A 12647-nucleotide genomic window follows, 5' to 3' on the forward strand; every position below is an offset into this window, starting at 1 on the left:
AAAACGATAAGGTAAGGGGTGTTTTATGTCTGAAATGGATCCCTGTTACGACGTTAATGTCTGTGTTATCTCGCTCGCGTCTGCTGGTCTTGCTTCTGCTCATGATGAGCGGAACCCTTTCGGCTGCCGCAAAATCCTTTCTTGAGCAGGCGCAAAACCCCTTTGATAACAACGGCGACGGCCTGCCGGATTTAGGTCTGGCTGCACCCACCCGCGAGGGCGAAAAGCACCTCGCGGAGATGGCGAAGGCGTTTGGCGAGGCCAGTCAGGTTGACAACGGCCTGACCGCCGAAGAGCAGGCCCGCCAGTTTGCCTTTGGTCAGGTGCGGGATGCCGTCAGCCAGGAGGTGAATCATCATATTGAGTCCTGGCTTTCACCCTGGGGGAACGCCAGCGTTAACCTGCTGGTTAATGACGAAGGGCGGTTCACCGGCAGCAGCGGCAGTTGGTTTATCCCCTGGCAGGACAATAACCAGTATCTGACCTGGAGCCAGGTCGGGTTGACCCAGCAGGACGACGGGCTGGTGAGCAATGCGGGCATCGGCCAGCGCTGGGTGGCGGGCAGCTGGCTGCTCGGCTACAACACCTTTTACGACAACCTGCTGGATGAAAACCTGCAGCGCGCCGGGCTCGGGGCCGAAGCCTGGGGCGAATACCTGCGCTTGTCGGCGAATTACTACCAGCCGTTAGCCAGCTGGCGCAACACCTCGACCCTCGAAGAGCAGCGCATGGCCCGCGGCTATGACGTCACCGCCAAAGCCTGGCTGCCGTTCTATCATCACCTCAACACCAGCGTCAGCTTTGAACAATATTTTGGCGACAGCGTCGATCTGTTCCAGTCCGGAACGGGCTACCACAATCCGCTGGCGGTGAACCTTGGCCTGAACTATACCCCGGTACCGCTGGTGACCTTCTCCGCCGCGCACAAGCAGGGCGAAAGCGGCGTCAGCCAGAATAACCTCGGCATGAAGCTCAACTACCGCTTTGGCGTGCCGCTGACCAAACAGCTCTCTGCCAGCGAAGTGGCCGACAGTCGCTCGCTGCGGGGCAGCCGTTACGATCCGCCAGAACGCCAGAATTTGCCGGTGATGGAGTTCCGCCAGCTGAAAACGCTCTCGGCCTGGCTGGCAACGCCGCCGTGGGAATTGCAGCCGGGTGAGACGGTGGTGTTGAAAATGGATATTCGCAGCCGGCACGGCGTGCGGCAGCTCTACTGGCAGGGGGACGTGCAGGCGTTGAGTCTGACTGCACCGGCGAAGGCCGACAGCAGCGAGGGCTGGAGCATTATTGTGCCTGCCTGGGACAGCAGTGAAGGGGCGAGCAACCGCTGGCACCTGTCAGTGGTGGTCGAGGACGATGAGGGGCAGCGTGTCTCGTCCAATGAGATCACGCTCGCACTGACGCCACCGCTGATGACGTTCCCGGAAGACGACCCGCGCTGGGCCCTGCTGCCGGACAACTAAACTAGAAAATACGTTCCTGATGGACCCACACCGCCGCTTCCACACGCGATTTCAGCTTCATCTTCTTCAGCATATGTTTCACGTGCACCTTCACCGTACTTTCGGTGATGTCCAGACGGCGGGCGATCATCTTGTTCGGCAGGCCCTGGGCAATCAGCTTGAGGATATCGCGCTCGCGCGGGGTCAGCTGGGTGACGTCGCGATCGGAGGTGGCGCGGTTGGCACGCAGGCTGGCGGCCAGCACCGGGGTCAGGGCTTCGCTCAGTACCATGTCGCCCGCAGCGGCCTGCTGCAGAGATTTCAGCAGTTCTTCCGGCTCCATGTCCTTCAGCAGATAGCCGTCGGCGCCGCGCTTGAGGGCGGTGACCACGTCCTCTTCATGGTTGGAGACGCTGAACACCACCACGCGGCCGGAGAGCGTTTTTTCCCGCAGTTTATCGAGGGTTTCTAATCCGTTCATCCCCGGCATATTCAGGTCGAGCAGGATCAAATCCGGATCCAGCGCTTCGGCCAGTTCAATACCCTGTTCGCCGTTGCTGGCTTCGCCCACGACGGTAATATCCGACGCCATGCTGATAAGTTGTTTTACGCCGGTGCGCAGCATCGGATGATCGTCGATTAACAGGATTGTTGCTGGCTCCTGATTAGACATGGTGTTCTCCTTGGGCAGTGAAAAGAGGCTTTTCGGGAATGAAGGTGACAATGACGTCGGTGCCGCCGGACTCGCCGCAGCGAACCTGACAATCACCACGCAGGCTTTGCGCGCGGTCACGCATAATGATTAAGCCGTAGTGATTATGTCGTTCGGCGTTTTCCGGCACGCCACAGCCGTTATCACGAACCGTGAGTTTGACCTGATTATCATGACGACTCACGCTCAGGGCAACCGCTGTCGCCCCGGAATGTTTTAGCGCGTTGCTTAACGCTTCGCGGGCGATCTGCAGCAGATGGATGGCCTGATGGGACGGCACAAAGCGCGGCGGCAGCTGGTAGTCGAGGGCGATCGCAAAACCGAGTCGGGCGCTGAACTCCTGACAGCTGGCCTCCAGAGCCGGACGCAGGCCGGGCTCCGTCAGCTGCAGGCGGAAGGTGGTGAGCAACTCGCGCAGCTGCACCCAGGAGGTGTTCAGCTCGTTGCGGATCTGGCTCAGAAGCTGTTTGCTGTTATCCGGCAGGTGGGTGTCCTGCATCTGCAGGCAACTGACCTGCATCTTCATACAGGAGAGCGACTGGGCGATAGAGTCGTGTAGTTCCCGGGCAATGGTGGCGCGCTCTTCCATCACAATCAGCTGCTGCTGTTTTTCCTGATGGCGGTCGAGGGCCAGGGTGGCGGTGAGCTGCTCCACTAGCGTATCGACCAGCTGCTGCTGATCGTGGCTCAAATGGCGTCCGGCGGGCAGCGTCGCCAGCAGAATACCGTACTGCATCAGATTGTCGGCCAGTCGCCACTTTAGCGTGGTCCCGCTGGTGGCGAGGGGAGGCATGTCCCGCGGGCACAAATGACAGCCTTTTTCATCGCAACTCAGGTCCGACTGGCAGGTAAATTCCTGGTGGTTCTCTTCATCTTCCATGTCGTACACCCGCAGCTCGATATCGTGCAGCAGGGTCAGATTTTGCAGGCCGTTCAGCACCGGTGAGAGCCGCTCGCACAGCGGCACCTGGGAATGCAGACGACGGTTGGCCTGCCACAGAAAGGAGAGAATTTCGTTCTTTTGCTCCAGCCCGGCGGTTTTTTCCCGCACCCGCTGCTCGAGCACCGCGTAGCTTTCGGCCAGCTCGCCGGACATAGTATTCAGCGCGTCGCCAAGCATCGCCATCTCATTGCGCCCGCTCACCTGTGCGCGCTGGGTAAAATCGCGCTGGGTTACAGCGCGGGCTACCGCCAGCAACTGTCGCCACGGATGGAGTAGCCTGTTGCGCAGCCAGACGATGGTAAACACCAGCAGCAGCCCCATAAACACCGCCATCAGCTGCTGCATCAGCACCACCCGCGCGATGCGCTGTTCGGTGCTGGAGTCGAATGCGCTCACCAGATCGTCCAGGCGACTGACAAAATTCGCCACGTCGGCGGCCACCGTCTCGGGGCTTTGCGCCTGCTTGAGTCCTGGCTCCAGCTTGCTGTGCCAGTAGCCCTGTAGCGCTGTCAGCTTAGGTTGCTGGTTTTCGCGCTGTGCGGCGTCTTTCAGCGCCGGGCTGAAGACGGTCACTTCCATTTCGTCCAGCAGGGCCTGATCTGCGGCTGACAGCGGGATCGCCGCCAGCAGCCGGTAGCTCTGCATCCGCAGTGAGCCGGCTTTATTTATCGCGTGTGCGTTGCCCTGGACGCCTTGTACCAGCCAGCCGGAAATCGCCATCCCCGTCACCCCGATAGCGGTGGACAGCATGACGATGAGCACCAGTTGATTAACCAGCGTCAGCGGTGAAAAACAGCGTTTAAACATAGAGCAGTCTGGCTCCTGACAATGCCTGGACCTGGAAGGAGCCCTATTCTCAGGCATACCCTGGAGTATACCCATACCCAAAAAGGATTACCTCCTAATTGCCATTAGCCAGGTGAATGGGAGCAGAGGAGTAGCCAGAAAGAGCAGTACCGTGAAAAACCACACCTTTTCTGGCGGAAAATGCTACTCACTTAGGGTGATGGCTGGTTTTTACGCCTGAATTAGCGACATTTTCCTTTGATTTATATCAACTTACCGCCCGCTTAAAACCCTGATCTTTGTCCAACTTTTAAGAATCAGAGGTGTCTATGAGTCACTCAACTTCCCCCGAAAGGGAATCTGGCGCGGTGATTACCGAGTGGCGTCCGGAAGATCCGGCGTTCTGGCAACAGCGTGGTCAGCGTGTAGCAAGTCGTAATCTGTGGATTTCCGTTCCCTGTCTGCTTTTGGCATTCTGCGTCTGGATGCTGTTCAGCGCCGTGGCGGTCAATCTGCCAAAAGTGGGCTTCACATTTACCACCGATCAGCTGTTTATGTTAACGGCGTTACCTGCGCTTTCGGGGGCGCTGCTGCGCGTGCCGTACGCGTTTATGGTGCCGCTGTTTGGCGGTCGTCGCTGGACGGCGTTCAGTACCGGGATCATGATCATCCCGTGCGTGTGGCTGGGTTTTGCGGTGCAGGATACCACCACCCCGTTTAGCGTCTTCGTAACCATTTCACTGCTGTGCGGTTTTGCCGGGGCTAACTTTGCCTCCAGCATGGCCAACATTAGCTTCTTCTTCCCGAAACAGAAGCAGGGCGGGGCGCTGGGTCTGAACGGCGGTCTGGGGAACATGGGCGTCAGCGTGATGCAGCTGATTGCGCCGCTGGTGATTTCGGTGTCGATTTTTGCTGTTTTTGGCGGATCGGGCGTTGAGCAGGCCGACGGTTCGCTGCTATTCCTGCAGAACGCAGCGTGGATTTGGGTGCCCTTCCTGGTGGTCTTAACCCTGGCCGCGTGGTTCGGCATGAACGATCTGGCGGCGTCGAAAGCCTCGCTGCGCGAACAGCTGCCGGTACTGAAACGCGCCCATCTGTGGATCATGGCCCTGCTGTATCTGGCAACGTTCGGCTCGTTTATCGGCTTCTCCGCCGGGTTCGCAATGCTGTCGAAAACCCAGTTCCCGGACGTGCAGATCCTGCATTACGCCTTCTTCGGCCCGTTCATTGGTGCACTGGCGCGGTCAACCGGTGGGATGATTTCCGACCGTCTGGGTGGGACGCGCGTAACCCTGGTTAACTTTGTGCTGATGGCGATTTTCTGCGCTCTGTTGTTCCTGACTCTGCCGGTGAATGGCGTGGGCGGCAATTTTAGCGCCTTCTTCGCGGTGTTTATGGTGCTGTTCCTGACCGCCGGGCTGGGGAGTGCCTCTACCTTCCAGATGATCTCGGTGATCTTCCGTAAAATGACGATGGAACGTGTCAAAGCACAGGGTGGTGACGAGCAGCAGGCAATGCGTGAGGCGGCCACCGACACTGCGGCGGCGCTGGGCTTTATCTCGGCGATTGGCGCGATTGGCGGCTTCTTTATTCCAAAAGCCTTTGGTATCTCGCTGGAGCTGAGCGGCTCCCCGGCGAATGCCATGAAAGTATTCCTTGTATTCTATATCGCCTGCGTGGTGATCACCTGGGTGGTATACGGGCGTAATTCTAATAAAAAGTAAGTTGTGATTATCCGTTTGCGCGGCCTGGTGCCGCGCTTTTTTTTGCTCGTCATTAGTTACAACATCCTCATGGGCGTTAACCCTTCGCCAGGGGGTAGCACTGTGATCCCTGTCGCTTAGCAGAATCGTCTACTCCTTAAAACTCCGGGGATGAAATTACGCTCTCTCTTTTGTACGATGAATAATAAAAACCCTTGTTTAACAGTGATATACAAAACAAGAGTGCGTACCCCCTTCGGGGTAGCGAAAGATAAGCCCTCCTCAACAGACCTGAGCCGCCTTGATCGTTATCAATTCCCGTCATCTTTCAGGGCGTTACCTTCGCCACAAATCAGCAATGTCGATTTAGAGAGCCACAGGCTCCACACAGGAGATATCCGATGAGTAAATTTCTGGACCGGTTTCGCTACTTCAAGCAGAAGGGTGAAACATTTGCCGATGGGCACGGTCAGCTTCTGGAGACCAACCGGGACTGGGAAGATGGTTACCGTCAGCGTTGGCAGCATGACAAAGTCGTGCGTTCCACCCATGGTGTAAACTGCACGGGTTCATGCAGCTGGAAGATTTTCGTCAAAAACGGTCTGGTGACCTGGGAAATGCAGCAGACGGACTATCCGCGTACCCGTCCTGATATGCCAAACCACGAACCGCGCGGCTGCCCTCGCGGCGCCAGCTACTCCTGGTACCTGTACAGCGCCAACCGCCTGAAATACCCGCTGATGCGTAAACGCCTGATGAAAATGTGGCGTGAAGCGAAAGTGCAGCACAGCGATCCGGTGGATGCCTGGGCCTCAATCATTGAAGATGCCGACAAAGCGAAAAGCTTCAAGCAGGCACGCGGCCGCGGCGGCTTTGTGCGCTCCTCGTGGAAAGAAGTTAACGAGCTGATTGCCGCTTCCAACGTCTATACCGTTAAAACCTACGGTCCGGATCGCGTGGCAGGCTTCTCGCCGATCCCGGCGATGTCGATGGTCTCTTACGCCTCCGGCGCGCGCTACCTGTCGCTGATCGGCGGCACCTGTCTGAGCTTCTACGACTGGTACTGTGACTTACCGCCTGCGTCGCCGCAGACCTGGGGTGAGCAGACCGACGTGCCGGAATCTGCCGACTGGTATAACTCCAGCTATATCATCGCCTGGGGCTCTAACGTTCCGCAGACCCGTACCCCTGACGCCCACTTCTTTACTGAAGTGCGTTACAAAGGCACCAAAACCGTTGCCATTACCCCGGACTACGCCGAAATCGCCAAACTGTGCGACCTGTGGCTGGCCCCGAAACAGGGTACCGATGCCGCAATGGCGCTGGCGATGGGCCACGTGATGCTGCGTGAGTTCCACCTCGATAAGCCAAGCCAGTACTTCACCGACTACGTGCGCAAATACACCGACATGCCAATGCTGGTGATGCTGGAAGAGCGCGACGGTTACTACGCGGCAGGCCGTATGCTGCGTGCGGCAGACCTGGTGGATGCCCTGGGTCAGGAAAACAACCCGGAATGGAAAACCGTTGCCTGTAACAGCAGCGGCGACATCGTTGCGCCGAATGGCTCAATCGGCTTCCGCTGGGGTGAGAAAGGCAAATGGAACCTCGAGCAGCGTGACGGTACCTCCGGTGATGAGACTGAACTGCGCCTGAGCATGCTCGGCAGCCAGGACGACATCGCCGACGTCGGCTTCCCGTACTTCGGCGGCGAAGGCTCCGAGCACTTCAACAAAGTGGCGCTGGAAAACGTGCTGATGCACAAGCTGCCGGTGAAACGCCTGCAGCTGGCCGACGGTTCTACTGCGCTGGTGACCACCGTTTACGATCTGACGCTGGCCAACTACGGCCTGGAGCGCGGTCTGAACGATGAAAACTGCGCCACCAGCTATGACGATGTGAAAGCGTACACCCCCGCATGGGCAGAGCAGATCACCGGCGTACCGCGCGCCCATATCATCCGTACCGCGCGCGAATTTGCGGATAACGCTGATAAGACGCATGGTCGTTCAATGATCATCGTCGGTGCCGGTCTGAACCACTGGTTCCACCTCGATATGAACTATCGCGGCCTGATAAACATGCTGATCTTCTGCGGCTGCGTCGGTCAGAGCGGCGGCGGCTGGGCACACTATGTTGGCCAGGAAAAACTGCGTCCACAGACCGGCTGGCAGCCGCTGGCGTTTGGCCTTGACTGGCAGCGTCCGGCGCGTCACATGAACAGCACCTCCTATTTCTACAACCACTCCAGCCAGTGGCGTTACGAGACCGTCACCGCACAGGAACTGCTGTCGCCAATGGCGGATAAATCCCGCTACACCGGCCATCTGTTGGATTTCAACGTGCGTGCTGAACGCATGGGCTGGCTGCCGTCTGCACCACAGCTGGGCACTAACCCGCTGCGTATCGCAGAGGCTGCGGCCAAAGCAGGTATGTCACCGGTGGATTACACCGTCAAATCCCTGAAAGACGGCTCTATTCGCTTTGCGGCGGAGCAGCCGGAAAACGGCAAAAACCACCCGCGTAACCTGTTTATCTGGCGCTCTAACCTGCTGGGTTCATCCGGTAAAGGCCACGAGTACATGCTGAAGTACCTGCTCGGGACTGAACACGGTATTCAGGGTAAAGATCTCGGCCAGCAGGGCGGCGTGAAGCCGGAAGAAGTGGAGTGGGTGGATAACGGTCTCGACGGCAAACTGGATCTGGTGGTGACGCTGGACTTCCGTCTGTCGAGCACCTGTCTCTACTCCGATATCGTGCTGCCAACCGCGACCTGGTACGAGAAAGACGACATGAATACCTCGGACATGCATCCGTTTATTCATCCGCTGTCTGCTGCCGTTGACCCGGCGTGGGAATCGAAAAGCGACTGGGATATCTACAAAGATATCGCGAAGAAATTCTCCGAAGTCTGCGTCGGCCACCTTGGCGTTGAAACTGACGTGGTGACGCTGCCAATCCAGCACGACTCCGCGGCCGAACTGGCCCAGCCGCTCGACGTGAAGGACTGGAAAAAAGGCGAATGCGACCTGATCCCAGGCGTTACCGCACCGCACATTATTCCGGTTGAGCGCGACTATCCGGCGACCTGGGAGCGTTTTACCTCTATCGGTCCACTGCTGGAGAAAATCGGTAATGGCGGGAAGGGCATCTCCTGGAACACCCAGAGCGAGATGGACCTGCTGCGTAAGCTGAACTACACCAAAGCGGACGGCCCGGCGAAAGGTCAGCCGATGCTGAATACCGCCATCGACGCAGCAGAGATGATCCTGACCCTTGCCCCGGAAACTAACGGCCAGGTGTCGGTGAAAGCATGGGCAGCGCTGAGTGAATTCACCGGTCGCGACCATACCCATCTGGCGCTGAACAAAGAAGACGAGAAGATCCGCTTCCGCGATATTCAGGCCCAGCCGCGCAAAATCATCTCCAGCCCGACCTGGTCAGGCCTCGAAGATGAACACGTTTCTTATAACGCCGGTTACACCAACGTTCACGAGCTGATCCCATGGCGTACCCTGTCCGGTCGCCAGTCCCTGTATCAGGATCACCAGTGGATGCGCGACTTCGGCGAAAGCCTGCTGGTCTACCGTCCGCCAATCGACACCCGTTCTGTGCAAGCGGTGATGGGCAAGAAATCGAACGGTAATCCGGAGAAGGCGCTGAACTTCCTGACGCCGCACCAGAAATGGGGCATTCACTCCACCTACAGCGACAACCTGCTGATGCTGACGTTGTCCCGTGGCGGCCCGATTGTGTGGATGAGCGAAGCGGATGCGAAGGATCTGGGTATCGAAGATAACGACTGGATCGAAGTATTTAACAGTAACGGTGCTCTGACGGCGCGTGCGGTTGTCAGCCAGCGTGTGCCAGCCGGGATGACCATGATGTACCACGCGCAGGAACGTATCGTAAACCTGCCGGGCTCAGAAATCACCGAACAGCGTGGCGGTATTCACAACTCCGTGACCCGTATTACGCCAAAACCGACCCATATGATCGGCGGCTACGCGCAGCTGGCCTATAGCTTTAACTATTACGGCACCGTCGGCTCTAACCGCGATGAGTTCGTGGTGGTACGTAAGATGAAGAATATTAACTGGTTAGACGGCGAAGGTAATGACCAGGTACAGGAGAGCGTAAAATGAAAATTCGTTCACAAGTCGGCATGGTGCTGAATCTGGATAAATGCATCGGCTGTCATACCTGCTCAGTCACCTGTAAAAACGTCTGGACCAGCCGTGAAGGTATGGAATATGCGTGGTTCAACAACGTTGAGAGCAAGCCAGGCGTAGGCTTCCCGAACGACTGGGAAAACCAGGAGAAGTGGAAGGGCGGCTGGATCCGTAAGATCAACGGCAAACTGGTACCGCGCATGGGTAACAAAGCGCTGCTGCTGGGTAAAATCTTCGCTAACCCGCATCTGCCGGGCATCGACGATTACTACGAGCCGTTTGACTTCGACTACCAGAACCTGCACAACGCACCGGAAAGCAAACACCAGCCGATCGCCCGTCCGCGCTCGCTGATCACCGGCCAGCGGATGGACAAAATTACCAGCGGTCCTAACTGGGAAGAGATTCTGGGCGGCGAGTTTGAAAAACGCGCCAAAGACCAGAACTTCCAGAATATGCAGAAGGCGATGTACGGTCAGTTTGAAAACACCTTCATGATGTATATGCCGCGCCTGTGCGAACACTGCCTGAACCCGGCATGTGTGGCGACCTGCCCGAGCGGTGCCATCTATAAGCGTGAAGAAGACGGCATCGTGCTGATCGACCAGGACAAGTGCCGCGGCTGGCGCATGTGCATTACCGGTTGCCCGTACAAAAAGATCTACTTTAACTGGAAGAGCGGCAAGTCCGAGAAGTGCATCTTCTGCTATCCGCGTATCGAAGCAGGTATGCCAACCGTCTGTTCCGAAAGCTGCGTGGGCCGTATCCGCTACCTCGGCGTGCTGCTGTACGACGCAGACGCGATTGAGACTGCGGCAAGCACCGAGAACGAGAAAGATCTGTATCAGCGTCAGCTGGACGTGTTCCTCGATCCGAACGATCCAAAAGTGATTGAGCAGGCGCTGGCCGATGGCGTTCCGCAGAGCGTAATTGACGCCGCCCAGCAGTCGCCGGTCTACAAAATGGCGATGGACTGGAAGCTGGCGCTGCCGCTGCACCCGGAATACCGCACCCTGCCAATGGTCTGGTATGTGCCACCTCTGTCACCGATTCAGTCCGCAGCCGATGCGGGTGAACTGGGCAGCAACGGCATTCTGCCGGACGTGGACAGCCTGCGTATCCCGGTTCAGTACCTGGCGAACCTGCTCACCGCAGGTGACACCCAGCCGGTACTGCTGGCGTTGAAACGTATGCTGGCGATGCGCCACTTCAAACGTGCGGAAACCGTTGACGGCGTCATCGACACCCGCGCGCTGGAAGAAGTGGGCCTGAGCGAAGCTCAGGCGCAGGAGATGTACCGTTACCTGGCGATTGCCAACTACGAAGATCGTTTCGTGGTGCCAAGCAGCCACCGTGAGCAGGCGCGTGAAGCCTTCCCGGAAAAAAGCGGTTGCGGCTTCACCTTCGGTGACGGTTGCCACGGTTCAGACAGCAAATTCAACCTGTTCAACAGCCGTCGCATTGACGCGATGGATGTGACCAGCAAAACGGAGCCGCACCAATGATTGAACTTGTCATTGTTTCGCGTCTGCTCGAGTACCCGGATGCTGCGCTTGTGCAGCATCAACAGGAACTTTTCGATGCACTCGCGTCATCTGAAAACCTGGATAAAGAGGATGCCCAGATGCTGGGCGTTTTCCTCCGCGACCTGTTAGCCCGCGATCTGCTGGATGCGCAGTCTGACTACAGTCAGCTGTTTGACCGCGGCCGCGCCACCTCACTGCTGCTGTTTGAGCACGTGCATGGTGAATCCCGCGACCGGGGCCAGGCGATGGTCGATCTGATGAACCAGTACGAGCAGCAAGGCCTCCAGCTCGACAGCCGCGAGCTGCCGGATCATCTGCCGCTGTATCTGGAGTATCTGGCGCAGCTGCCAAAAGACGAGGCGCTGGGCGGTCTGCAGGATATCGCCCCGATTCTGGCGTTGCTCAGTGCGCGTCTGCAACAGCGTGAAAGCCGCTACGCGGTGCTGTTCGATCTGCTGGTGAAACTCGCCAAAGCGGCCATCGACAGTGAGAAAGTGGCGGCGAAAATCGCGGATGAAGCTCGCGATGACACACCGCAGGCGCTGGATGCGGTCTGGGAAGAAGAGCAGGTTAAGTTCTTTGCCGACGAGAGCTGCGGCGAGTCGGAGATCTCCGCTCACCAGCGTCGTTTTGCCGGAGCCGTTGCCCCGCAATATTTGAATATCTCTAACGGAGGACAGCAATAATGCACTTCCTGAATATGTTCTTCTTTGATATCTACCCGTACATTGCGGGCTCGGTATTCCTCGTCGGCAGCTGGCTGCGCTATGACTACGGTCAGTACACCTGGCGCGCAGGCTCCAGCCAGATGCTGGATCGTAAAGGGATGAACCTGGCGTCCAACCTGTTCCACATCGGGATTCTGGGTATTTTCGCCGGGCACTTCCTCGGGATGCTGACTCCGCACTGGATGTATGAATCCTTCCTGCCGATGGACGTGAAGCAGAAGATGGCGATGATCATGGGCGGTGCCAGCGGCGTGATGTGCCTCGTCGGCGGATTACTTCTGCTGAAGCGTCGTCTGTTCAGCCCGCGCGTGCGAGCGACCACCACCGGGGCTGATATTCTGATCCTCACCCTGCTGATGGTGCAGTGTGCGCTGGGTCTGCTGACCATTCCGTTCTCCGCCCAGCATATGGACGGCAGCGAAATGCTGAAGCTGGTAGGGTGGGCGCAGTCCGTGGTCACTTTCCACGGCGGCGCGTCAGCGCATCTGGACGGCGTAGCGTTTATCTTCCGCATGCACCTGGTGCTTGGGATGACGCTGTTCCTGCTGTTCCCGTTCTCCCGCCTGGTGCATATCTGGAGCGCGCCGGTGGAGTACCTGACGCGCAAATACCAGATTGTGCGTGCGCGTCGCTAA

General features: G+C 57.9%; 8 protein-coding genes. 6 read left to right on the forward strand and 2 right to left on the reverse strand.

From position 1 onward, the window contains the following. Positions 1–56: 56 nt before the first annotated feature. On the forward strand, positions 57–1463 hold the full coding sequence (locus M8014_RS20050) for a YchO/YchP family invasin (protein ID WP_271284131.1): 1407 nt from the start codon (positions 57–59) through the stop codon (positions 1461–1463). Position 1464: 1 nt separating this feature from the next. Here the strand turns inward: M8014_RS20050 and narL are convergent, their stop codons facing one another. Both narL and narX read right to left on the reverse strand, forming a co-directional pair. Next, positions 1465–2115, reverse strand: a complete 651-nt coding sequence (gene narL, locus M8014_RS20055) for a two-component system response regulator NarL (protein ID WP_271284132.1) — start codon at positions 2113–2115, stop codon at positions 1465–1467. Then, positions 2108–3904: a nitrate/nitrite two-component system sensor histidine kinase NarX gene (narX, locus tag M8014_RS20060; RefSeq protein ID WP_271284133.1), complete on the reverse strand. Its 1797-nt coding sequence runs from the start codon at positions 3902–3904 to the stop codon at positions 2108–2110. The genes narL and narX overlap by 8 nt, the downstream gene beginning before the upstream one ends. A 308-nt stretch (positions 3905–4212) precedes the next feature. Between narX and M8014_RS20065 the strand changes: the two genes are divergently transcribed. The 5 genes from M8014_RS20065 (at position 4213) to narI (ending at position 12647) form a co-directional block, all read left to right on the forward strand. Continuing rightward, positions 4213–5607 (forward strand): NarK family nitrate/nitrite MFS transporter, encoded by a 1395-nt coding sequence (locus M8014_RS20065; protein ID WP_271284134.1) that lies wholly within the window; start codon positions 4213–4215, stop codon positions 5605–5607. 380 nt (positions 5608–5987) lie between these two features. Continuing rightward, positions 5988–9731 carry a nitrate reductase subunit alpha gene (locus M8014_RS20070; RefSeq protein WP_271284135.1) on the forward strand — a complete coding sequence of 1248 codons (3744 nt, stop codon included), beginning with the start codon at positions 5988–5990 and terminating at the stop codon, positions 9729–9731. Further along, the gene (gene narH / locus M8014_RS20075; RefSeq protein ID WP_271284136.1) at positions 9728–11263 is read left to right on the forward strand and encodes a nitrate reductase subunit beta; all 1536 of its coding nucleotides are present in this window, start codon (positions 9728–9730) and stop codon (positions 11261–11263) included. Before M8014_RS20070 ends, narH begins: the two co-directional genes overlap by 4 nt. Further along, complete coding sequence (gene narJ / locus M8014_RS20080; protein ID WP_271284137.1) at positions 11260–11970, forward strand: nitrate reductase molybdenum cofactor assembly chaperone; 711 nt, start codon at positions 11260–11262, stop codon at positions 11968–11970. The genes narH and narJ overlap by 4 nt, the downstream gene beginning before the upstream one ends. Continuing rightward, positions 11970–12647, forward strand: coding sequence for a respiratory nitrate reductase subunit gamma (gene narI, locus M8014_RS20085; RefSeq protein WP_271284138.1), 678 nt, complete (start codon positions 11970–11972; stop codon positions 12645–12647). Before narJ ends, narI begins: the two co-directional genes overlap by 1 nt.

The organism is Silvania hatchlandensis (assembly GCF_025564065.1).
GTDB classification, from domain to species: Bacteria; Pseudomonadota; Gammaproteobacteria; order Enterobacterales; family Enterobacteriaceae; genus Enterobacter; species Enterobacter hatchlandensis.

Bases quoted from the DNA above. Each gene is read 5' to 3' on its own strand.
- M8014_RS20050 (WP_271284131.1), top strand. From the start codon at position 57: ATGTCTGTGTTATCTCGCTCGCGTCTGCTGGTCTTGCTTCTGCTCATG.
- narL (WP_271284132.1), bottom strand. From the start codon at position 2,115: ATGTCTAATCAGGAGCCAGCAACAATCCTGTTAATCGACGATCATCCG.
- narX (WP_271284133.1), bottom strand. From the start codon at position 3,904: ATGTTTAAACGCTGTTTTTCACCGCTGACGCTGGTTAATCAACTGGTG.
- M8014_RS20065 (WP_271284134.1), top strand. From the start codon at position 4,213: ATGAGTCACTCAACTTCCCCCGAAAGGGAATCTGGCGCGGTGATTACC.
- M8014_RS20070 (WP_271284135.1), top strand. From the start codon at position 5,988: ATGAGTAAATTTCTGGACCGGTTTCGCTACTTCAAGCAGAAGGGTGAA.
- narH (WP_271284136.1), top strand. From the start codon at position 9,728: ATGAAAATTCGTTCACAAGTCGGCATGGTGCTGAATCTGGATAAATGC.
- narJ (WP_271284137.1), top strand. From the start codon at position 11,260: ATGATTGAACTTGTCATTGTTTCGCGTCTGCTCGAGTACCCGGATGCT.
- narI (WP_271284138.1), top strand. From the start codon at position 11,970: ATGCACTTCCTGAATATGTTCTTCTTTGATATCTACCCGTACATTGCG.